The 21,558-nt window shown below is 73.0% G+C and carries 18 protein-coding genes; 12 read left to right on the top strand and 6 right to left on the bottom strand.

What is annotated here, in order from left to right; genetic code table 11:
• Positions 1 to 3: 3 nt before the first annotated feature.
• From OEB99_RS01865 to OEB99_RS01895, 7 genes are all read left to right on the top strand, one after another.
• Positions 4 to 1,191 (top strand): hypothetical protein, encoded by a 1,188-nt coding sequence (locus OEB99_RS01865; RefSeq protein ID WP_263507948.1) that lies wholly within the window; start codon positions 4 to 6, stop codon positions 1,189 to 1,191.
• A complete protein-coding gene (locus OEB99_RS01870) occupies positions 1,188 to 2,162 on the top strand; it encodes a glutamate ABC transporter substrate-binding protein (RefSeq protein WP_263507949.1) in 975 nt (324 codons plus the stop codon). The genes OEB99_RS01865 and OEB99_RS01870 overlap by 4 nt, the downstream gene beginning before the upstream one ends.
• On the top strand, positions 2,159 to 3,271 hold the full coding sequence (locus OEB99_RS01875; protein ID WP_263507950.1) for a hypothetical protein: 1,113 nt from the start codon (positions 2,159 to 2,161) through the stop codon (positions 3,269 to 3,271). Before OEB99_RS01870 ends, OEB99_RS01875 begins: the two co-directional genes overlap by 4 nt.
• The gene (locus tag OEB99_RS01880) at positions 3,271 to 5,463 is read left to right on the top strand and encodes a serine/threonine-protein kinase (RefSeq protein WP_263507951.1); all 2,193 of its coding nucleotides are present in this window, start codon (positions 3,271 to 3,273) and stop codon (positions 5,461 to 5,463) included. The genes OEB99_RS01875 and OEB99_RS01880 overlap by 1 nt, the downstream gene beginning before the upstream one ends.
• Positions 5,448 to 6,614, top strand: coding sequence for a PP2C family protein-serine/threonine phosphatase (locus tag OEB99_RS01885; RefSeq protein ID WP_263507952.1), 1,167 nt, complete (start codon positions 5,448 to 5,450; stop codon positions 6,612 to 6,614). The genes OEB99_RS01880 and OEB99_RS01885 overlap by 16 nt, the downstream gene beginning before the upstream one ends.
• Positions 6,611 to 7,888 carry a VWA domain-containing protein gene (locus tag OEB99_RS01890; protein WP_263507953.1) on the top strand — a complete coding sequence of 426 codons (1,278 nt, stop codon included), beginning with the start codon at positions 6,611 to 6,613 and terminating at the stop codon, positions 7,886 to 7,888. The genes OEB99_RS01885 and OEB99_RS01890 overlap by 4 nt, the downstream gene beginning before the upstream one ends.
• Before the next feature lie 293 nt (positions 7,889 to 8,181).
• Complete coding sequence (locus OEB99_RS01895) at positions 8,182 to 8,859, top strand: FHA domain-containing protein (RefSeq protein WP_263507954.1); 678 nt, start codon at positions 8,182 to 8,184, stop codon at positions 8,857 to 8,859.
• Between the two features lie 565 nt (positions 8,860 to 9,424).
• Here OEB99_RS01895 and OEB99_RS01900 read toward each other — a convergent pair.
• Entirely contained in the window at positions 9,425 to 10,021 is a 597-nt protein-coding gene (locus OEB99_RS01900) for a hypothetical protein (protein WP_263507955.1), read from the bottom strand.
• A gap of 486 nt (positions 10,022 to 10,507) precedes the next feature.
• Between OEB99_RS01900 and pflA the strand changes: the two genes are divergently transcribed.
• The gene (gene pflA / locus OEB99_RS01905; protein WP_263507957.1) at positions 10,508 to 11,386 is read left to right on the top strand and encodes a pyruvate formate-lyase-activating protein; all 879 of its coding nucleotides are present in this window, start codon (positions 10,508 to 10,510) and stop codon (positions 11,384 to 11,386) included.
• A 259-nt stretch (positions 11,387 to 11,645) separates the two neighbouring features.
• Here pflA and OEB99_RS01910 read toward each other — a convergent pair whose 3' ends face one another.
• The 5 genes from OEB99_RS01910 to OEB99_RS01930 all read right to left on the bottom strand — a co-directional run bounded on the left by OEB99_RS01910 (position 11,646) and on the right by OEB99_RS01930 (position 16,504).
• Positions 11,646 to 12,299 carry a class II aldolase/adducin family protein gene (locus OEB99_RS01910; protein WP_263507958.1) on the bottom strand — a complete coding sequence of 218 codons (654 nt, stop codon included), beginning with the start codon at positions 12,297 to 12,299 and terminating at the stop codon, positions 11,646 to 11,648.
• Complete coding sequence (lsrF, locus tag OEB99_RS01915) at positions 12,299 to 13,183, bottom strand: 3-hydroxy-5-phosphonooxypentane-2,4-dione thiolase (protein WP_263507959.1); 885 nt, start codon at positions 13,181 to 13,183, stop codon at positions 12,299 to 12,301. The genes OEB99_RS01910 and lsrF overlap by 1 nt, the downstream gene beginning before the upstream one ends.
• A gap of 91 nt (positions 13,184 to 13,274) precedes the next feature.
• Positions 13,275 to 13,652, bottom strand: coding sequence for a cupin domain-containing protein (locus OEB99_RS01920; RefSeq protein ID WP_263507960.1), 378 nt, complete (start codon positions 13,650 to 13,652; stop codon positions 13,275 to 13,277).
• A gap of 87 nt (positions 13,653 to 13,739) precedes the next feature.
• Positions 13,740 to 15,695, bottom strand: coding sequence for a bifunctional aldolase/short-chain dehydrogenase (locus tag OEB99_RS01925; RefSeq protein WP_263507961.1), 1,956 nt, complete (start codon positions 15,693 to 15,695; stop codon positions 13,740 to 13,742).
• Positions 15,696 to 15,787: 92 nt separating this feature from the next.
• On the bottom strand, positions 15,788 to 16,504 hold the full coding sequence (locus OEB99_RS01930; protein ID WP_263507962.1) for a GntR family transcriptional regulator: 717 nt from the start codon (positions 16,502 to 16,504) through the stop codon (positions 15,788 to 15,790).
• A 164-nt stretch (positions 16,505 to 16,668) separates the two neighbouring features.
• Here OEB99_RS01930 and mtnA point away from each other — a divergent pair, with 164 nt between their 5' ends.
• The 4 genes from mtnA to OEB99_RS01950 all read left to right on the top strand — a co-directional run bounded on the left by mtnA (position 16,669) and on the right by OEB99_RS01950 (position 21,521).
• The gene (gene mtnA / locus OEB99_RS01935; protein WP_263507964.1) at positions 16,669 to 17,706 is read left to right on the top strand and encodes an S-methyl-5-thioribose-1-phosphate isomerase; all 1,038 of its coding nucleotides are present in this window, start codon (positions 16,669 to 16,671) and stop codon (positions 17,704 to 17,706) included.
• Positions 17,707 to 17,752: 46 nt separating this feature from the next.
• Positions 17,753 to 18,865, top strand: coding sequence for a substrate-binding domain-containing protein (locus OEB99_RS01940; RefSeq protein WP_263507966.1), 1,113 nt, complete (start codon positions 17,753 to 17,755; stop codon positions 18,863 to 18,865).
• A gap of 61 nt (positions 18,866 to 18,926) precedes the next feature.
• The gene (locus OEB99_RS01945; protein ID WP_263507968.1) at positions 18,927 to 20,492 is read left to right on the top strand and encodes a sugar ABC transporter ATP-binding protein; all 1,566 of its coding nucleotides are present in this window, start codon (positions 18,927 to 18,929) and stop codon (positions 20,490 to 20,492) included.
• Positions 20,493 to 21,521, top strand: a complete 1,029-nt coding sequence (locus tag OEB99_RS01950) for an ABC transporter permease (protein ID WP_263507969.1) — start codon at positions 20,493 to 20,495, stop codon at positions 21,519 to 21,521.
• Positions 21,522 to 21,558: the final 37 nt, after the last annotated feature.

A 21,558-nucleotide genomic window follows, 5' to 3' on the forward strand; every position in this document is an offset into this window, starting at 1 on the left:
CTGATGGCCATCGGTCTCGCCGTCATCGGGCTGCTGGTCGCGGCCGCGTCGGTGCAGACGTTCGTCGGCGCCGACCGGGCGCTGGCCCGGGCCGACGCCAACGCCGCCCAGCTGGTCCGGCTCCAGGACGTCCAGACGAGCCTGGTGCGCGCCGACGCCGACGTCACCAACGCGTTCCTGGTCGGCGGGCTCGAACCCGCCGAGCTGCGGACCGACTACGACGAGGCGATCTCCACGGCCGCGCGCCAGGTCACCTTCGCCGCCGAGGCGCAGCCCGCCGACGCCACGGTGCTGGCCGACCTGGCCACGCAGATCCAGAGCTACACCGGCACGGTCGAGCTGGCCCGCGCGAACAACCGCCAGGCGCTGCCGGTCGGAGCCCAGTACCTCAAGAACGCCAGCGCCGGGCTCCGGGCCGACTCGCTGCCCGCGCTCGCGGCGCTGATCGACGCCAACGAGACCCGGGTGGACGTCGAGCTCGGCAACGCGCGGAACGCGCTGTGGGTCTCGATGGCCGGTGCGCTGGGTCTGCTCGCCCTGGTCGCGGCGATGGTGTGGCTGGCGCGGCGTACGCACCGCTACCTCAACCTGCCGATGGTGGCCGCCACGACGCTGCTCGCGGTGTACCTCGTGGTCGCGATCACCGCGATGGCCGGGCTCTCGAGCGCTGTGCGGTCCGCCGAGCTCGGCCCCTACGCGGCAGCCCGCGCGCTGTCCGAGGCGCGCATCGCCGCGTTCGACGCGAAGTCGAACGAGAGCCTCACCCTGATCGCCCGCGGGTCGGGCGCCGCCTTCGAGGAGGCCTGGCAGACCGCGTCCGGCACGGCGACCGAGCGGTTGGACGAGCAGGCCGCCACGGACTGGACCTACGGCGGGACGGACCCGCGGGACGACTGGTCGGCGTACGTCGCGCTGCACGCGGACATCCGGGCCGCCGACGACGGGGGTGACTGGGACCAGGCCGTGGCCCTGGCCACCAGCCGCGAACCCGGTAGCGCGAACGCCGCGTTCGCGGCGTTCGACGAGACGTCCACCGCAGCGCTCGACCAGGCGGGCGCCGACGTGACCGCAGCGCTCGACCGGCCGCGCGGCAGCACGATCGTCCTGGCGCTCGCGGGCGCCCTGGTGGGGCTCCTGGTCGCGGCGCTCTCGTGGCGCGGGCTCGGCACCCGGATCGAGGAGTACCGATGAGCCGCCTCGCGGTGCGCGTGCTGCCGATCGCCCTGGTCCTCGCCACGGCCCTGGCCGGTTGCACCGACGCGTACGACGAGACCGTGGTCCCCTCGCCGTCGCCCAGCGAGTCGGCCACGGCCTCTTCGGGCTCGTCCTCGAGCGCCTCCGAGCCGGTCGCCTGCGAGGACGTCCTGGCCTCGTACGACCCGTTGGACCCGCTGCCCGGGCCGACCGACCTGCCGGCCGGTTCGACCATGGCGGCGATCCGTGAGCGCGGGCGGCTCATCGTCGGGGTCTCGGCGGACTCGCTGCTGCTCGGTGCACGCGACCCGATCAGCGGTCAGATCCAGGGCTTCGACATCGACATGGCGAGGCTCGTCGCGGCGGCGATCCTCGGCGACCCGGACGCGATCGAGCTGCGGGTGATCACCGCGGCCCAGCGCATCCCGGTGCTGGTCGACCACGAGGTCGACCTGGTGGCGCGGAACATGACGATCACGTGCGACCGGTGGGAGCAGGTCGCCTTCTCCGCCGAGTACTACCGGTCCGGTCAGAAGGTGCTCGTCACGCTGGACTCCACGGCGACGTCGATGGCCGACCTGGACGGGGCCCGGGTCTGCGCGCCCGCGAGCTCGACCAGCCTCGCCCGGCTCGACGAGTACCCCGACGTGATCCCCGTGGCGGGCACGACGCACACCGACTGCCTGGTGAAGTTCCAGCAGGGCGAGGTCGACGCCATCACCGGCGACGACACCGTGCTCGCCGGCCTGGCCGCGCAGGACCCGTACGCCAAGGTGATCGGCGACGCGTTCAGCGACGAGCCCTACGGTCTCGCGATGGCGCCCGACCAGGTCGACCTGGTGAGCTTCGTCAACGCGGTCCTCGACCAGGCCAAGGCCGACGGCACCTGGATGGCCTCCTACGACAGGTGGCTCGCGCCGGCCCTCGGACCGATCGACGCCCCGCCGCCGTCGGTCTACGGGCGATGATCAGCGCTCCGGCCGCGCCCGGCCGCCCGGGTGAACCCGTCGAGCCCGGCGCGATGCTCGCGTTCCTGCGGGATCTCGGCTCCTGGCGCGACGGCAGGCGCCACGAGCTCGACGAGCTCGACGACGCTGCTCTGGCCTCCCCGGACCGGGCCGCGCTGACCGGCGACATGACCTTGGCCATGACGCTGTGGCAGGCGGTCGCGACCCGCGCCGACGAGCTCGAGGACGTCTGGGACTCCGGACGGGTGGGGCCGACCGAGCTGCAGCGCCTCTCCGCGATGGTGTGGGGCAGGCTCGGGGACGGCGGCGCCCTGGCCGTGTCGCTGCCCGAGGCCTGCCGGCTGTCCGACGCGGTCGTCGCCCAGCTGCGTCGGCGGCTCTCGCTGGACCCCGTCGACCATGGGCTCGGCACGCGGCTGCGATCCGTGCGCGCGGCCCTCGAGCGGATCCGCGACCTGGTGGCCGACGTCCCGCCCGCGGGCCGGGCCGACGCGGTCGGTCGGCTCGACGCGTTGGACCGCCGCGCGACGGACCTGGTCGACCGCGCGCGGCGGGGTGCGGACGTCGGCGGCATGGTCGGGCCGCTGGAGACCGATGTCGCGATCGCCGAGCGTGACCTGATCGTCGCGGCCGCCACGCGTCGGGACGCGGAACGGGACCGGGCACGTGCCGAGGAGCTGCGGAGCCGGTTGGCGGCTCGCGGCGAGGCCGTGGCCGCCGTGGTCGACGAGTGCGTCGCGTCGGTCCGGCCCGCGCCGGTGCTCGCGGTGCCGCGGGTCGAGGCCCTCGGCCCGGTCCCGGGCGACCCGGCCGCCGTCGAGGCCTACCTCGACCGGCTCGGCGACGTCGCGCGGGCCATGGACGTGGTCGAGCGCGCCTACCGCGAACCGGTCGCCGAGCTGAGCGAGCTGCGCGCCCTGCTGGACGGCTACCGGGCCAAGGCCGCCGCGACCGGCCTCGACGCGCGGCCCGAGGTGGTCGGCCTGGCCGCGCTCGCCGCCGACGTGGTCGACCAGCGGCCGGCAGACCTGGACCGTTCCCGGGCCGCCGTCGCGGCCTACCGGACCTTGCTGGCCCCGCCGCCCGACGCCACCCGAGGAGGACTCTGATGGCCGCCTGCACCCAGCCGGGCTGCACCGGCGCGATCGTCGACGGCTACTGCGACATCTGCGGGTCGCCGCCGGACGCTGCACCGGTGACCGCACCCGTCGTGCCGGGTGACGTGTCGACGTCGACGCGGACCTCGAGCCGCCTGGCGTCGACCGCGATCGGCTCGGCCCGCGGCCGGACCGGGGTGACCCGTCGGGTCGGCACCGCGTCCCGACGGCTGCGGGCCGCACGGCTCGGCGCCGGCCTGACCACGGTCGCACCGCAGCCGCCGATCGACCCGGTCCACGCCATCCTCACCGACCCCCAGGTCGCCGAGGAGAAGCGGTTCTGCCCGTCGTGCGGTGCGCCCGTCGGACGCTCGATCGACGGACGGCCGGGGCGCACCGAGGGGTTCTGCCCGCAGTGCCGCACCAAGTACTCGTTCGACCCGACACTTGCCCCGGGCGACCTCGTCGGCGGGCAGTACGAGGTGGCCGGCGCGCTCGCGCACGGCGGCCTCGGCTGGATCTACCTCGCTCGCGACCGCAACGTGTCCGACCGCTGGGTCGTGCTCAAGGGCCTGCTGAACACCGGTGACGCGGACGCCCAGGCCGCGGCGATCGCCGAACGGCAGTTCCTCGCCCAGGTCGAGCACCCGAGGATCGTGGAGATCTACAACTTCGCGGTGCACGACGGGGCCGGCTACACCGTCATGGAGTACGTCGGCGGCATCTCGCTCAAGCAGATCCTCAAGGATCGGATGGCCGCGGCCGGGCGCTACGACCCGTTCCCGCTGGACCAGGCGATCGCCTTCGTCCTGGAGATCCTCCCGGCCTTCGAGTACCTGCACGACCTGGGGCTGGTCTTCTGCGACTTCAAGCCGGACAACCTGATCCAGGTCGGTGACGACGTCAAGCTGATCGACCTGGGCGGGGTGCGTCGGTTCGACGACGCCGACTCGGCGATCTACGGCACGGTCGGCTACCAGGCGCCCGAGGTGCCCACCGACGGCGTCAGCGTCGCCTCGGACGTCTACACGATCGGGCGCACCCTGCTGGTGCTCGCGATGGAGTTCCGCGGCTACCAGTCCACCTACGTCGCCTCGCTCCCGCCGGTCGGCGAGACCCCGCTGTTCCAGCGCTACGACGCGTTCTACCGCCTCGTCGCGAAGGCGTGCGCGCCCGACCCTGCCGACCGGTTCGCGACCGTCGCCGAGCTGCGCGTGCAGCTGCACGGGGTGCTGCGCGAGGTCGTCGCGACCGACCGTGGCGACGCGGCCGCCACCCTGGCGGCGCCGTCGCTGAACTTCGCGGCGCCCGACGTGGCGGCCTCGGAGCTCACCTGGCGCGACATCCCGCGGCTGCTCGTCGACCCCGGCGACCCGCAGTCCGGCTGGCTCGCGACCCTCGGGGTGGAGGACCCGCAGGCGCGGCTCGCGGCCCTGGCCCAGGCGCCCGAGCGGTCGCCCGAGGTCGTGCTGGCCCAGGGACGTGCCGCGCTGCTCGCCGGACAGGCTCCCGCGGTCGCCCCGCTGGCCGACGAGCTGCTCGCGGCCGACCCGTGGGAGTGGCGAGCCGTGTGGCTGCAGGGCCTCGCGGCGCTCGTCGCGAACGACGGTCCGGCCGCGCAGGCGGCGTTCAACGCCGTGTACGGCCAGGTCCCGGGGGAGCTGGCGCCGAAGCTCGCCCTCGCCCTCGCGTGCGAGCACACCGGTGAGCTGGACATCGCCGACGCGCTGTACTCCACGTGCGCGCGCACCGATGCGGCGTACGTGCCCCCGGCGGCCTTCGCGCTGGCCCGGATCCGGGCCACCCGGGCCTCGGTCGGGGATGCGGTGGCTGCGCTCGAGCTCGTGCCGGCGACCAGTCGGGCGTACCCCGAGGCGCGGTTCCACCGTGCCGAGGCGCTGCTCGCCACGAACGGCGGCCTCCCGGCTCTCGCCGAGGCGATGGCCAGCATCGAGGTCGCGGGGATCGACCCGAAGGAACGCCTGCAGGTCGCCGCCGCGGTGCTGTCCCGCGCGCTGGGCGAGGTCCGGCGGACCGGCCCGCAGCCGGCGATCATGATCGGCCGGTGGCGGGCGGTCGAGCCGGTGCTGCGCGACGGGCTCGAGGAGACCTACCGCGCGCTCGCCCAGGTGACCGACGAACCGTCGGAGCGGGTGGCCCTGGTGGATGCGGCGAACGGGGTCCGACGGTGGACGATGCTGTGACCGTCTGCCCGCAGTGCGGCACGCGCGTGGCCGCCGACGACCGGTTCTGCGAGGAGTGCGGGGCGGACCTTCCCCGAGTGGCGCCCGCCGCACCGGGGGGCCAGTCGGCCGACGACCTGGCGGTCGCCACCGGTGCCGGTACCGATGCGGCCACCGGCGTCGAGACCGGCGCCGAGACCGATGCGGAGAGCGAAGCGACCGCACCCTTGGCCTGGGGCCGGCGGGCGGTCGCGCCGCGGACCTGCCACGAGTGTGGCGGTGAGATCGACCCCGACGGCTACTGCACGCAGTGCGGAGCGAAGGCCCCCCGGCCGCGGGACCACCTCGCGTCCCGGCCAGCCGCGTGGGTGGCGGCCGTCAGTGACCGCGGGATCCGTCACGACCGCAACGAGGACGCGGCGGCCGTGGTCGCGGAGCCGGCCGATCGGGCTGCGCTCGTGGTGTGCGACGGGGTGTCCAGCGCGGCCGACTCGGACGTGGCGAGCCTCGAGGCAGCCCGCGCGGCCGCCGGTGTCCTCGCCGGGTCCGCGGGTCTGGCGACCGGTTCGGCGCTGGCGGCGGCGCTCGGGGCGAGGATCGGTGCGGCTGCAGCAGCGGCCGCCTCGGCCGTGGCCGCCGCCACCTCGGACGGCGTGGACAGCCCTCCGTCGTGCACGTTCGTCGCGGCCGCGGTCCAGCTGCCGGTCGTGGTGGTCGGCGTGGTCGGCGACAGCCGCGCGTACTGGCTGCCGGACGACGACGAGCCTGTGCTGCTCACCCTCGACGACTCGGTCGCCGGCCAGCAGATCGCCGCGGGCCGGCCCCGGGCCGAGGCCGAGGCGGGGCCTCAGGCGCACGCGATCACGCGGTGGCTGGGTGTCGACTCGCCCGACGAGAAACCTCGGCTGACCACGCTCGAGGTCGACCGGGCCGGCTGGCTGGTCCTGTGCTCGGACGGGCTGTGGAACTACTGCTCGGAGGCTGCCGCGCTGCGCGAGCAGCTTCGCTCGGCGGCCGCCGCGGTCGGCGAGGATCCGCTCGACCTCGCGTCGGCGCTGGTCGACTGGGCCAACGAGCAGGGCGGGCATGACAACATCACGGTGGTGCTGGCGCGGCTCGGTGCCGACGGCACGCGGCCGGCCGGTGGGCCGGCAGAAGGGGCGGAGCGATGACCGAGTTCTCGGCTGCGGTCTACCAGAACGAGTACCTCGCGGGCGGGAGCACGGACGTCCACGCGATCGTCACGATCGCCTGCGCGGGTGCGGGCCAGGCGGGTGCCACGAGCGAGGGGGACGCCGGCGAGATCGTCATCGTCGACACCTCGGCGTCGATGGGCTGGCCCGGCGTCCGCGCGGCCCAGGCGGCGGCGGCCGCCGCGCTCGACCAGATCATCGACGGCACCTGGTTCGCCCTGGTGGCCGGCACCCACACGGCCCGGCTGGTCTTCCCGTTCGACGGGACTGCGATGGCGTGGATGGACCCGCGCACACGCGAGCAGGCACGGGCCGCGCTCGGTTCGCTCGCCCCGGACGGCGGCACGGCGATGGGCACGTGGCTCGAGCTCGCGGCGACCCTCGTGCAGGCGGTCCCGAGCGTGAACCAGGCGCACGCGATCCTGCTCACCGACGGGAAGAACCAGCACGAGCAGCCGTACGAGCTCGACGCCCGGATGGCCCGCGCCGCCGGCCACCTCCAGGTGGACTGCCGCGGCGTCGGCGCGAACTGGGAGGTCGGCGAGCTCCGCCGGATCGCGTCGACGCTGATGGGCAGCGTGGACCTGATCCCGCAGCCCGAGCAGATGGCCGAGGAGTTCGCGATGCTGATGCGCCAGGCGATGGCGCGCGGCGTCGCCTCGGCCGACCTGCGGGTGTGGGCCCCGCAGGGGGCGCAGGTGCTGTTCGTCCGCCAGGTCGCCCCGAGCGTGGAGGACCTGACGCCGAGGCGCCGTGAGCTGAACCCGCTGACCGGGGCGTACCCGACCGGGAGCTGGGGCGACGAGCAACGCGACTACCACGTCGCCGTGCGGCTGCCCGCCGCGCGCGCGGTGGGCCAGGAGCAGCTCGCGGCGCGCGTGCAGCTCGCGGTGCGGGACCAGGTCGTCGCCCAGGGGCTGGTCAAGGCGATGTGGTCGGACGACTCGTCGCTGACGGCGCAGATCAGCCCCGAGGTCGCGCACTACACCGGACAGACCGAGCTCGCCGAGGCGATCCAGGACGGCCTGGCCGCCAAGGCGTCGGGCGACGACCGCACGGCGACGGCCAAGCTCGGTCGTGCCGCGCAGCTCGCCGCCGAGACCGGCAACGCCGAGGTCACCGCCAAGCTCCGCAAGGTCGTCGAGATCGACGAGGCGGCGACCGGCAAGGTCAGGCTCCGCCGCGACGTCGACAAGCTCGACGAGATGGCGTTGGACACCACGTCGACCAAGACCACGCGGGTGCGCTCGTGAGCGTGGTCTGCCCGCAGGGGCACACCAGCACCGCGACGGACTACTGCGACACGTGCGGCGCGCCGATCGACGCGGGTGCGGGTGTGGGTGCGGGTGTGGGTGCGGGTGTGGGTGCGGGTGTGGGTGCGGGCTCTGGCTCCGGCGTGGGTGCGAGCTCTGGATCGGGCTCGGGGACGGGCGCCGGATCGGGCTCGGGGACGGGCGCCGGATCGGGCTCGGGGACGGGCGCCGGGTCGGGCTCTGGCTCCGGGGCGGGCCCCGGCTCTGCCGGGTTCCCGGGCCCGTCGAGCGCCGTGCCCCCCGCGCCGCCGACCGCAGCGCCCCCGGTGCCCGCCGCGTCCTCCACCGCCGCCGCGCCGGACGCCCCACCCGGGCCGGCGGGGTCGAGCCCCGAATGCCCGCACTGCCACACCGTCAACCGACCGGGTGCGCTGTTCTGCGAGGCGTGCGGCTACGACTTCACCACCGGCGCCCTGCCGCGCGGTGCCACCGCTCCCGCTGCGGACGCCGGCACCGCGTCGCCCGATGCGTCGCCCGCACCCCTCGCCCCGCCGGTCCAGCCGGCCTGGGTCGCGGAGATCTGGGTCGACCCGGCGTGGTACGCCGAGCAGGAGGCCGACGACCCCTGCCCGTCGCCGGGACTGCCCGCGGTCGTGCCGCTCACCGTCCGCAGCCTGCTGGTCGGCCGGTTCTCGCGGAGCCGCAACATCCACCCGGAGATCGACTGCGGGAGCGACGTCGGGGTGAGCCGTCGCCAGGCGCAGCTGACCACCGACGGCTCGCGGTGGTGGATCGAGGACCTCCAGTCCTCCAACGGCACCTATGTGGGGGCGGCCAGCGGCCCGCTGCCGACGGTCCCGCTGGTGCCGGGTGAGCGGCGCGAGCTCACCGAGGACGACCGGGTCTACATCGGTGCCTGGACGCGCATCGTCGTGCGCAGGGCGACCGAGGAGGAGCTCGCGGCCTCCTGAGTGCGTCCGTCCTGTGCGTAGCCGGACGCAAGTCCACGCCGGACGACCCTCGGGGGTGGATCGTCTGCGCGGGCGACGCCGTGCGGCCATGCCATCCGGGGCATGGCGGTGCGAACTATTTTGGCCCGTGCTCAACAGGTCGGGTCACGTGGCCGACGAGCATCGCGAGAGTGAATCCGTCGTCGGACTCCCACACCTCCAGGTGCCCCTCGGCTCACGGAATCGCACGAAACCCGCCTCGCGGATGATCCTGCGGTCATGCTCGCCGACGATGCGCTTGGTCCCGCAGAGGACTTCGCCCGGGCAACAGTCCATGCGGGCTTCAACAAGAACGGAGGCCGCTCGAAGGACGTTCGACGCGCCACTTCGCACGCGCTGGTCGCGCTGCGCGTACAGCCGAGCACCGTCCCAGAAGCGCCCATCGTCGGTGAACTCCGGCCGGCCCTGCCGCAGCTCCTCGCCAAGGTGCGACAAGGGCGCCCCGTCAACGCGTCTGACAGCCACACCTCATCATGGCGCCGGTCCGCAATGCGCCGCCAACCCCCACCACGCGACCTCGCCCTCCTCAGGTCCTACCGAGGCCGCGTACGTTCACGAGCGGGCCGATCTGGCCGTTCGGTGACCAGTACGCGGTCTGCAGATCGCCGGCGGTGCTGGAGTCGCTTTCGCGCCGCTCGCGTGCGAGGAGACCGTCGGGGCCCTGGGCGGCGAGGACCGCTTCGTTGACAGCGATGGCGGCTGTGCCGCTGGGACCACCCGCGAGGTAGTCCCAGTCGAGAGGTGGCACATAGTTCGTCCAGCTGTGGAGGACCTTGCCTTGCCCGGGCGGTGCGGAGCGACTCGGCGGCGCCGCCTTGATGGCGACCGGCTCGCCGGAGTCGGTCCAGACCCACAGCACCCAGCGGGAGTTCCGGGCGTTGCCGCCGGAGTGGAAGCGCAGGCCGACGCCCGAGACCCGAGCCAAGGGAACAACCGTCCATCCGCGAACCGGCCGCGGGGTGGCCACCGCCGTCGCGGTGAGCACCGCGGGAACCAGCGCCCCGCGGACCATCAACGCCGACAAGGCGAGCAGGAACCCGGCACCAACGCACATGAGCCAGGCGAACCCACTACCGGAGGGCAGATCTGGTACGGCGACCGCCAACCAGGCGATACCGCCCACCGCAGCGGCCACCGCAGGCGCGAGGGCCCTCGGCGCAGGGATCCGCAGAACGACGTCCGCTCGCGCCGGTCGCGGCCCCACCAGCGACGACAAAGCAACCACCCCCGCGCACCAGACCGCACTCGGGCGAGACCCCGGAGTCACCGAGAGACTAGTTCCCACTCCCCGCGACCGACGGCCTGCTGCCCAAGGGAGGGACACCGCACCAGTGCCCCGGGAAGCCATGCCACCAGCGGCATGTGCGGACGGACCCGGCCCATGAGCACCGAGATCGGGGTATCGGCTCGAGATCGGGGTGCACAAGACCCGAACTCGGCGCAAAACCCCGAACTCGGCGCACGGCAGCGGCGGTGGCCGTGCGCTGGGCTTGCGACCGTCCGATCACGCCGAGTGGACGCACCAGCGGCCTGCCCACGCGTGAAGTCGTCCCATCAATTGCCCAAAGGTCCCATGACAGGGGACGACTCCGTCGCGCAGAATGATCCCATGACTACGACGACTTGTGAGGGCGCCCCGATCGTCACCCTCACCTCGCCCCTGGTGGCGGGGTCGTCGACGCGTGCGACCAACGGCACCGCCGGCCTGGCCCAGGCCGAGGAGCTCGACCGGGCCGAGCGCTTCGCGCAGGTCCGCGCCGGCGAGCTCGGCTCGGTGCACTCCTGGGAGCTCGTCACCGCGGTGGACGGTCCCGGGACCCGGATGACGGCCTTCCTCTCCGGCTGCCCGCTGCGTTGCCTGTACTGCCACAACCCGGACACGATGGAGATGCGCCGCGGCACCCCGGTCCCCGTGACCGAGCTGCTCGACCGGCTGCGTCGCCGTGCACCGGTGCTCAAGGCGATGAACGGTGGCCTCACGGTCTCCGGCGGCGAGCCGCTCATGCAGCCGGCCTTCACCGCGCGACTGCTGCGCGGCGCCAAGGAGCTCGGCCTGCACACCGCGATCGACACCTCCGGCTTCCTCGGCCGGCACTGCAGCGACGAGATGCTCGAGGACATCGACCTCGTGCTGCTGGACGTCAAGTCGGGCATCCCGGAGACCTACAAGCGGGTCACCGGCCGCGAGCTCGAGCCGACCCTGCAGTTCGGCCGAAGGATCGCCGAGTCCGGCACCGAGATCTGGATCCGGTTCGTCCTGGTGCCCGGCCTGACCGACGACGAGCAGAACGTCGAGGCGGTCGCCGAGTACGCGGCGAGCCTGTCCACCGTGACCCGCGTCGAGGTCCTTCCGTTCCACCAGATGGGCCGCGACAAGTGGTCCTCGCTCGGCCTGGACTACGAGCTCGACGACGTCGAGCCGCCCACGGTCGAGCAGGTCGAGCGGGTGCGCGACCAGTTCCGCGCGCACGGCCTGACCACCTACTGACGGTCCGCCACCGGCCGGTCCACCACCACCGGTCCACCACTGGCCGGTCCACCACCACCGGTCCACCACTGGCCGGTCCACCACCACCGGTCCGCCACCGGCCGGTCCACCACCACCGGTTCACCACTGGCCGGTTCGCCATCGGCCCGTTCGCGACGTGCCTGCTCAGCGTGGGCCGGCTCACCACCGACCCACGACGAACCCCCGGCGGATCCGACCGCAGGGGGTTCGTCGACGTTCAGGTGGGGTGCGCGCCAGGTCAGGCGGGGATGCCGAAGCGCCGGCGCACCTCGGCGACCCGCTCCGGGCTGAGCTGGCGCTCACCGTCGATCTGGCGCGCCAGCACCGTGATCCGCGCGGTGTACTCGAGACGCTCCATCGCCAGGTACGCCGTCATCAGATCGGGGCCCCAGGTCAACGCGCCGTGGTGCTCGAGCAGGCAACCCGTGTGGGACCGCACGAACGGCGCGATCGAGTCGGGCACCTGCGACGTCGACGGTGTCGCGTAGGGCGCGAGCGGTACCTCGGGCATCGCGACCACGCTCTCCGGCATCATCAGGCCGGTCAGTGGCTCGCCCTTGATCGCGAACGCGGTCGCGTGCAGCGGGTGTGCATGCACCACGGCCCCGACCGCCGGGTCCTCCAGGTAGGCCCTCAGGTGCATGAGCACCTCGGACGAGGGGCGCAGCTCGCCGCGGAGCGGCGTCCCGTCGAGCGCGACGACCGGGAGCATCTCGGGAGTCATGAAGCCCTTGGAGACCCCCGTCGGTGTGCACAGCACGTTGCCGTCCGGGAGGCGGACGGAGACGTTGCCGTCGTTGGCCGACACGAGGCCGCGCTCCCACATCGCCCGGCCGAGCCGGACGACCTGCTCGCGGAGCTGGACCTCGGTGCTCCCGGTCGTCGCCCCCATCAGTCCTGCTTCCCGCCGGACAGGTCCGCGTACATCTCGGTCGCGTCGGCGGGCGAGGCGCCGTCGTGCACGACCGCGCGCACGGCCTGGATCATCGCGGTCGGGTCCTGGCGCTGGAAGATGTTGCGGCCCATGTCGACGCCCGAGGCGCCCTGGTCCACGGCCCGCCAGGCCATCGTCAGCGCGTCGGCCACCGGGAGCTTCTTGCCGCCGGCCATGATCACCGGAACGGGGCACCCGGCGGTGACGTCCGCGAAGTCCGTCTCGCAGTAGTAGGTCTTCACGATCTGCGCGCCGAGCTCGGCGATGATCCGGGTCGCCAGGCCCAGGTAGCGGGCGTCACGCGTCAGCTCGCGGCCGACCGCGGTCACGCCGACCACCGGGATGCCGGTCGCGAGGCCCTGGTCGACCAGACGGGTCATGTTGTGCACCGACTGGGTCTCGTTCTCGCCGCCGATGAACACCTGCACGGCGACCGCTGCGGCGTCGATCCGCACCGCGTCGGCCATGTCCATCGCGATCTGCTCGTTCGAGAGCTCCTTGAGGATCGACGGCCCGCCGGACGCCCGCAGCACGAGCGCGTTCGGGCTCGCCGCGGGCACGACGGTGCGGATGATGCCGCGGGTGGCCATCAGCGCGTCCGCCCACGGTGCGAGCGGCACGATGTTGAGGTCGACCCGCTCGAGGCCGCGCGTCGGGCCCTGGAAGTACCCGTGGTCGAACGCGAGCATCACGGTGCGGCCGGCGGGGGAGAAGATCCGGCCGAGGCGGTGCCGCATGCCGAAGTCGAGCTGGTCGCTGCCCTTGACGGGCGAGGCCGGGACGGTCTGCGGGGTGCCGAGGCCGAAGTCCTTGGCCGCGACGGTGCTGTCGAGATCAGCCATCTCGAGTCCTTTCTCTGGCGGCGGGCCGCCGATCGTCACCGGTCTCGCCGGCGGGGTGGGACAGGGCCGGGCGGCTCCCGGCGCCGAGGGTTCAGGCGGGCGCGACCGGGGCGGGCTCGCCGGGGGTCCAGGGCACGGTCACGGTGTCCCCGGGGCTCGCGGGGGACTTGATGAACAGGCACCGGAACGGCGCGTCGGAGTCGTTGACCAGGTAGTGCATCTCGCCGGGCACGCACCGGAAGACCGTGTCGGTGGTCATGTCGTGGCGGGTGGTCGCGTCCACCCACAGGCTCGCGCGGCCCTCGATCACCACGAAGGACTCGTCGCAGTGCCGGTGCAGGTGGTTGGGCATCGCGTCCCCGGGGCCGAGGCGCAGCACGCCCATGTCGCTGCTCGGGGTCTGGATCAGGTAGGCGGGCCCCCAGTCGCCGTTGCGGTAGTCGGGGGCGGCCATCGAGGCTTCGTGCACGATTCCTCCGTCGGGTGCGGTCGGGTGCGGTGGGGTGCGGTCAGGTGCGGTCGGGTCCTGCCGGGTCGTCGGGCCGGGCAGGAGCGGTCAGATCACGCGCTCGTTCCCGCCGTCGATCGGGACCTGAGCGCCGGTCGTGCAGCGGAACGTGTCGTCCGCCATCGCCACCACGAGGCGCCCGACGTCTGCGCTGGTCACCTCGGCGTGCAGCATGTTGCGGCGCTTGTAGTCGTCGACGGACATGCCGTAGTGCTCGGCACGTGCGGCGAGCAGCTCGGGCGTCCACAGGCCGGTGTCGAACACGGCATCCGGGTGGAGCATGTTGACCCGGATCCCGTCGCCGGCCCACTCGAGCGCCGCGACCCGGGAGAGCTGGGTCAGGGCAGCCTTCGACGCCGAGTACGCGGCGGCGCCGGGGCCGGGAGCCGGCACGTTCTTGGACGCGATCACGACGACCCGCCCGCCTCGTGGGGCGAGCGCGAGGAACGGGTGGGCGGCGCCGTAGAGCAGGGCCACCGAGTCCACGTTCACCGACATCGTCCGGCGCCAGGCGCTCGGCGCGAGCTCGCTCAGGTGCGCCGCACCCGGGAAGATGCCCGCCGCGACCACGAGGATGTCCAGGCCGCCGAACGTGTCCACGCCCGCCGCGATCGCCGCGCGCACGGCGTCGCCGTCGGTGACGTCCACGGTGAGCCCGAGCCACGACGGTGCGTCGAACGTGGTCGAGACGTCGGGCGAGACGTCCCAGCCGACCACGCACGCGCCCGCACCGAGCAGGGCCGCCGCCGCCGCACGGCCGATGCCCGAGGCCGCCCCGGTGACCACGGCCACCGTCCCGGACAGGGCTCCCGACGGGCGGGAACGGTGCAGCTTGGCCTGTTGCAGCGACCAGTACTCGAGGTCGAAGACGTGGTCGTCGGCCAGCTCGCGGTAGCCACCGAGCCGGGTGGACGCGGCGATGGTGTCCATCGTGTGCCGGTAGATCGCCTCGGCCGCCCGCGCCTCGGTCGCGGTTCGCCCTGCGGTCACCAGGCCGAGCGCCGGGTCGAGCACCACGCGGGGCGCCGGGTCCAGAGGCGTGACCGTGACGCCACGGCGGGCCGCGTTGCGCTCGACGTACTCGCGGTAGGACTCGGCGTAGGCCTCGACGTCGTCGCCGACCAGCGGGACGCGCTTGGTCCACAGCACGTGATCCGGTGTGAGCACGCCGTGGGCGGACGCCGCGACCAGCTCGGGCGAGCCGAGGAACGCCCGCACCTGCTCGTCGTCGCTGCGCCTCACGATCAGCGGCATCCCGGCCGCCTCGCAGAGCCGTGCGCGGAGCCGTGCGACCTCGACGGGGTCGACGGGGGCCGCAGGTGCGGCGTCCACCGGTGCCAGGGCGGGGGCGGCGGCCAGGTGGTCCTCGGCGACCGCGATCAGAGCCGCGTGCCGCTGGAGCGCCTCGTCCGGGCTCTGCCCGAGCGCGAAGATGCCGTGGTCGAGCACCACGATGCCCTCGGTGTCCTGGTGCGCCTGCGAACGCCACGCGTCGAGGCACGCGGCGGCGAGCGCCTGGCCGGGCTGCGCGTAGGGCACGACCACGACACGCGTGCCGTAGAGCTGCTCCACGAGCGCCGCGCCGTCCGGGCTGTGCGTCAGCGCGAGGATCGCGTCGGCGTGCGAGTGCAGCACGCAGGGGTGCGGGACCAGGGCGTGCACGAGGACCTCGACGGACGGGTCCGGCGCCGCGGCGTCCACGCACGCGCAGCGGAGCTCGTTGGCCAGCTCGAGGTCGGTGAGCTCGGTCGGGGGCAGCAGGGCGCGCAGCCGGTCGAGCCGGAGCGGCGCGAAGCCGTCCGGGCCGATCGTGGCCAGGTCGTGCCCGGAGCCCTTGATCCACAGCAGCGTCCGGGGCTCCCCGGTGACGTCCGTCGTGGTGGTCTTCACAGAGGTGTTCCCGCCGCCGTGCAGGACGAGCCGCGGGTCGGAACCCAGGGTCCTGGAGGCGGTGACCAGCTCGTCGAGGAGCTGGGAGGTGGCGTCATCACCACGGCGGCGCATGCTGCACCTTCCTGACAACGTGTGAGCAGTTGTCAGACAACCTAGCAGCAGATCGACTTACGTCAAGAGTCCCGAAGGGCCTAGGGTCTCGCTCAGCCGCGCCGAACGATGGTGAACGAGTAGCGACCCTCGATGAAGTAGGTGCGCGAGTAGAGCAGCAGCCGGTCGGCCCGGTCGTAGTGCTTCTGCACGAGCAGCACGAAGAGGTTGTGCGTGGCGGCCTCGGCGCCCCAGCCGACGTGGTTGGAGGTCACCGCGTGGATCTCCGCGACGCCGTGGTCGGGGGAGATGCCCAGCTCGCTGCGGAAGAAGCCGAAGATCGACCCGTCGAGGGTCTGCGGGTCGAACCCCTCGGGGAGCACGGCCATCGGCATCAGGTCGTAGGAGTACGCCACGACCTCGCCGTCGGCGAGGATCGTCCGGCGGATCTCGAGCGCCTGGGTGTCGCCCGGAACACCCATCTGAGCGGCCTCTTCGGGCAGCACCGGCCGCACCACGCGGCTCGCGTAGACCATGCCGGGCTCGCGGCCCGTGGCCCGGATCGACTCGGTGATCGAGTCCATCCGCTCCAGACCCGCGCGGATCGCCGGCGGCTCCGTCACGAAGGTGCCGACGCCGTGCTGCGTCCGGACCAGACCGAGGGCCTCGAGCTCGCGCAGCGCAGCGCGCACGGTGGGCCGGGAGACCTTGAACTCGGCGCTGAGCTCGGTCTCGGTGGGAAGGCGCGAGCCGGGGGGCAGGTCGCCGGCCGCGAGCCGGCTGCGCAGGTCCTCGGCGACCCGCGTCACGAGCGTGCCGGTGCGCGCCATGGAGTCCTCCTCAGGGCCGTCCGGGCGGGCCGTCGTCCGCAACGGGCACAGGCTACAGGCGACGCGTCCGGAGGTGACAGTTCGGTCACGGTTGATTGACAACCTACCGCGCATCGTCCTAACGTGCCGTCAGTTGTCGGACAACGTAGTTCGAAGGAGGTCCCGTGGTCCTCGCAGTGGAGTGGCTCGACGAGCCGCGGCCGATGATCCGCCTGATCGACCAGACCCGCCTGCCCGAGGCCGAGGTGCTGCTCGACATCACCACCGTGGACGCCCTCGTCGACGCGATCGTGACGCTCGCGGTACGCGGTGCCCCCGCCCTCGGCGCGGTCGGCGCGCTCGGCGTGGCCGTGGCGATGCTTCAGGGCGAGGCGGAGGGCTGGGACGACGCGACCCTCGCCGCCCAGGTCGAGCGGATCCGTGACGCGCGTCCCACCGCGGTGAACCTCGCGTGGGGCGTGGACCGGGTCCGCCCGGCGATGCCGCTCGGTGTCGCGGCCGTGCTGGACGAGGCCCGGGCCGTGATCGACGAGGACGGCGCGGCCAACCGCGAGCTGTCCCGGATCGGCGCGGACTGGATCCTCGCGCGGACCGGAAAGGACCGGGTCCGCGTCGTCACGCACTGCAACACCGGTGCGCTGGCGACCACCGCGTGGGGGACGGCCTACGGGATCATCCACGAGCTGCACCGCCGTGGTGCGCTCGAGCTCGTCTACGCCGACGAGACCCGACCGCTGCTCCAGGGCGCCCGGCTGACCAGCTGGGAGCTCACCCAGGACGGCATCGACCATGTCGTCCAGGTCGACGGTGCGGCGTCCAGCACGATCCTGCGTGGACTCGTCGACGTCGCGATCATCGGCGCCGACCGGATCACCGCCAACGGCGACACCGCCAACAAGGTGGGGTCGGTCGCCCTGGCGCTCGCGTGCCAGCGAGCGGGGATCCCGTTCGTCGTCGCAGCGCCGTCCTCGACCGTCGACCTCGGCACCGCGACCGGCGGCGAGATCGTGATCGAGGAACGCGACCCAGCCGAGGTCACGGCCTTCGGCGGCCGCCGCACGGCCCCGATCGGGGCGATCGGCTACAACCCGGCCTTCGACGTCACGCCCAACGACCTGATCAGCGCGGTCGTCACCGAGCGCGGCGTCGTCGAACCGGCCACCACCCCCCATCCCGAGCTGCTCGCGCGGATCGCGGGCTGACCGACCGACACACGCGGCACCGTCGCCGCGCGAGGAGAGGAGCACCATGAGGAACAGCAAGGTCCTGATGGCCGCGATCACCGGGGCGTCGTTGCTCGCGCTGGCCGCCTGCAGCCAGGGCACCACGACCGACCCGACGTCCGCGGAGTCGAGCACGTCGGACGCCGGCTCGACGACCGAGGTCACCGGCGACGCACCGGCGCCGTTCGACGGCGACGTGCGCATCGCGATCGTCCAGCAGAGCGGGCAGGGCGACTACTTCCAGCAGTACCTCAACGGCACGCGTCAGCAGGCCGAGGCGCTGGGTGTGGAGCTCGACGTGTACGACGCCCAGGGCGACAACGCGACCCAGGCGAGCCAGCTCGACCAGGCGATCGCCTCGGGCGTGGACGGCATCGTCGTGCGCCACGGCTACCCGGACACCCTGTGCCCGGGTGTGAACGCCGCGATCGAGAAGGGCATCCCCGTCGTGATCTACGACGTGGAGATCCAGACCTGCGCGCCTGACGCCGTGCAGACCCAGCAGTCCGACGCCGACATGGCCGGCCTCGTGCTCGACCAGATGCTCAAGGACATCGGCTCCGACCAGAAGGTCGGCTACGTCAACGTCGCCGGCATCGCCCCGCTCGACCGTCGCGACGTCGTGTGGCGTGCGGCGCTCGACGCGAACGGCTGGGAGCAGATGTTCTACACCGGCTCGTTCACCAACTCCACGGCGACCGACACCGCGCCCATGGTCTCCAGCGCCCTGAAGTCGAACCCGGACGTCGTCGCGATCTACGCGCCGTACGACGAGTTCACCAAGGGCACGCTGTCGGCCCTCGAGCAGAACCCGGACATCGCCGACGGCATCAAGGTCTACGGGGCGGACATCTCCGCGGCGGACATCGAGCTGATGGCGGCCGAGGGCAGCCAGTGGGTGGCCACCGGCGCGACCGACCCGAACGCGATCGGTGCGGCCGTCACCCGGACGCTGTTCCTCCACATGGCGGGCGAGCTGCCGAACGGTGCGACGGTGGACTTCCCGCCGATCCTCGTGACCCAGGACTTCCTGCGGGAGAACAACATCAAGAACATGGACGACCTGCGGGCCGCTGAGCCGGCGCTGAACATCTCCGATGTCTCCGGCGCCGACTGGATCCCGGCAGTCACGTTCTGAGGAAGAACCGTGGCGGGCGGCTCCCCGGCCGCCCGCCACGGTCCGCCACGAGAAGGGACCAATGGTGGACCCGACCACGACCGGCGACGCCCCACGCCCCCCGGCCGCCCAGGAGCACGAGCCCCCGGCACCCGTGCTCGAGCTCGACGCGATCACCAAGTCGTTCGGCTCGAACGAGGTGCTCAAGGGCGTGACGCTCACCCTGCGGCCGGGCCGGGTCACGGCGCTGCTCGGTGCGAACGGTGCCGGCAAGTCGACCCTGATCAAGGTCCTCTCCGGTGTGTACCCGGACCACGGCGGCGAGGTGCGGGTGGACGGCGAGGCCGTCGCGATGGAGTCCCCGTCGCACGCGGCCCGGCACGGGATCCAGACCGTGCACCAGCGCATCGACGAGAACATCGTCCCGGGCCTGACCGTCGCCGAGAACCTGGTGTTCGAGGAGGTCGTCCGGGGCGAGGTCCCGAAGGTGTCCTCGCTGCGACGCCTCATGCCCCGCGCCCGCCAGATCGCCGCCACGCTCGACCTGGACTGGCCCGACGCGGTGCTGACCAAGGACGTCTTCGAGCTCGGCATCGCCGACAGCCAGCTGCTGCTGCTCGCCCGAGCGCTCGTGCAGCGACCCAAGGTGCTCGTCCTCGACGAGCCCACCTCGACCCTCTCGGCGAGCGAGGTCGACCGGCTCTTCGCGCTGGTCCGTCGCCTCTGCGGTGACGGCGTCGCGGTGCTCTACGTGACCCACCGGCTCAGCGAGGTGGCCGAGCTCGCCGACGACCTCGTGGTGCTGCGCGACGGCCGGATCCGCGCCAGCCAGGAACGTCCGTTCGACATGGAGGCCGTCGTCCGCTCGATGCTCGGCGAGGGTCTGGCCACGCAGCACGACCTGGTCGAGCAGCGCGGCAGCACCACCGCGATCACGCTGCACGGTGTGCGGCTGCTCCGCCGCTCCGATCCCGTGGACCTCGAGCTGCGCTACGGCGAGGTCACCGGGGTCGTGGGCCTGATCGGCGCGGGCAAGTCCGAGATGGCCCGCGGGATCTTCGGCGCCGACCGGCTCCGAGCGGGCACCATGACGCTCGACGGCGAGCCCTACGCGCCCCGGCACACCTCCGAAGCCGTGCGGGCCGGCGTGTACCTCGTGCCCGAGGACCGATCCGCCGAGGCGATGCTGCCCGGCTGGTCGCTGACCTGGACGGCCACCCTGCCGTTCCTGCGGTCGGTGAGCCGGTGGAGCTTCCTGCAGCGCGGCAAGGAACGCTCCGTGGGGCGGACCGTCCTCGAGGACTTCGGCGTCGTCGCGACCGATCCCGACCAGCCGGTCGACGCCCTGTCCGGCGGGAACCAGCAGAAGGTCGTGGTGGGCCGGTGGATGCACGCCGGGCCACGGGTGCTGCTGCTCGACGAACCCTTCCGGGGTGTCGACATCGGGGCGCGCGGGGACATCTCCCGCCGCGCGCGCGAGCAGGCCGCCGCCGGCGCCTGTGTCGTCGTCTTCTCCAGCGACGTGGAGGAGATCAGGGAGATCGCCGACCGGATCCTCGTGATGGTGGAGGGCCACCTGCGGCTCGACGCCTACACGAGCACGGTCGACAACGACGCGATCGTGACCAGCATGTCGGAGGTGGCGTAGGTGCCTGAGCAGCTCAGCGGTCCCACGGCGATGAACCGTGTGCAGGACGGTGTCGTGAAGTACGGCTTCATCGCCGTCACCGTGATCCTCTTCACGTACTTCGCCCTCACCGAGCCGGCGTTCGCGACGTCGTCGTCGCTGTTCTCGATGCTGAAGTTCACGTCGGTGACCGCGATCCTCGGCCTCGGCGTGACGTTCACGATGGTGGTCGGTGGCCTCGACCTGTCGATCGGGTCGACCGCCGGCCTCGCCGTGCAGCTGGCCGCGATGACGATGGTCTTCTACAACCTCACCGGCGTCACCGCCGTGGTGGTCGTGCTGATCGGCGGCCTCGCCGTCGGTCTGCTGAACGCCTTCCTGATCGTGATCTGCAAGATCCCCGACCTGCTCGCGACCCTCGGTGTGATGTTCGTGATCCAGGGCGCCAAGCTCATCCCGGTGTCCGGCCAGTCCGTGTCGTCGGGCATGGTGCTGCGGGACGGCTCGGTCGCGCCCGGCCACTTCACCGAGGGCTTCCTGAAGATCGACCGCGGGTTCGTCGGACCTGTGCCGCTCCCGGTGGTCATCATGCTCGCGCTCGTGGTGCTCTCGTGGTTCGTGCTGAGCCGCACGACGTGGGGCCGCCTGATGTACGCGATCGGGGCGAACCCCGAGGCGGCCCGGCTCGCGGGCGTCCGGGTCGGGGTCTACCACGGCCTGGCCTACGTGATCTCCGGCGTGTTCGCCTCGGTGGGTGGCCTGATCCTGGTGTCCCGGATCGGACAGGGAGACGTCAACGCCGGCTCGTCGAGCCTGCTCGAGGCCGTCGCGGTCGCACTGGTCGGCACCTCGGTGCTCGGCCTCGGCAAGCCGAACGCGTGGGGCACCTTGCTCGGCGCGCTGCTGGTCGGCATCGTGCTCACCGGGCTGACGATGAAGGGCTTCCAGTACTACCACCAGGACACCGCGAAGGGCCTCGTGCTGATCGTCGCGCTGCTCTTCTCGTTCACCCTGTCGCGCCGCAAGGTCCGCTACACCCCCGCAACCTGAGCCATCGCCCGCCGTGGGCGGGTACCTGCCAGAGCCT

The organism is Actinotalea endophytica (assembly GCF_025717005.1).
Taxonomy (GTDB): Bacteria; Actinomycetota; Actinomycetes; order Actinomycetales; family Cellulomonadaceae; genus Actinotalea.

Coding starts and splice junctions, on each gene's coding strand:
- OEB99_RS01865 (WP_263507948.1), top strand. CDS start 4: ATGGCCATCGGTCTCGCCGTCATCGGGCTGCTGGTCGCGGCCGCGTCG.
- OEB99_RS01870 (WP_263507949.1), top strand. CDS start 1,188: ATGAGCCGCCTCGCGGTGCGCGTGCTGCCGATCGCCCTGGTCCTCGCC.
- OEB99_RS01875 (WP_263507950.1), top strand. CDS start 2,159: ATGATCAGCGCTCCGGCCGCGCCCGGCCGCCCGGGTGAACCCGTCGAG.
- OEB99_RS01880 (WP_263507951.1), top strand. CDS start 3,271: ATGGCCGCCTGCACCCAGCCGGGCTGCACCGGCGCGATCGTCGACGGC.
- OEB99_RS01890 (WP_263507953.1), top strand. CDS start 6,611: ATGACCGAGTTCTCGGCTGCGGTCTACCAGAACGAGTACCTCGCGGGC.
- pflA (WP_263507957.1), top strand. CDS start 10,508: ATGACTACGACGACTTGTGAGGGCGCCCCGATCGTCACCCTCACCTCG.
- OEB99_RS01910 (WP_263507958.1), bottom strand. CDS start 12,299: ATGGGGGCGACGACCGGGAGCACCGAGGTCCAGCTCCGCGAGCAGGTC.
- lsrF (WP_263507959.1), bottom strand. CDS start 13,183: ATGGCTGATCTCGACAGCACCGTCGCGGCCAAGGACTTCGGCCTCGGC.
- OEB99_RS01925 (WP_263507961.1), bottom strand. CDS start 15,695: ATGCGCCGCCGTGGTGATGACGCCACCTCCCAGCTCCTCGACGAGCTG.
- OEB99_RS01930 (WP_263507962.1), bottom strand. CDS start 16,504: ATGGCGCGCACCGGCACGCTCGTGACGCGGGTCGCCGAGGACCTGCGC.
- OEB99_RS01940 (WP_263507966.1), top strand. CDS start 17,753: ATGAGGAACAGCAAGGTCCTGATGGCCGCGATCACCGGGGCGTCGTTG.
- OEB99_RS01945 (WP_263507968.1), top strand. CDS start 18,927: ATGGTGGACCCGACCACGACCGGCGACGCCCCACGCCCCCCGGCCGCC.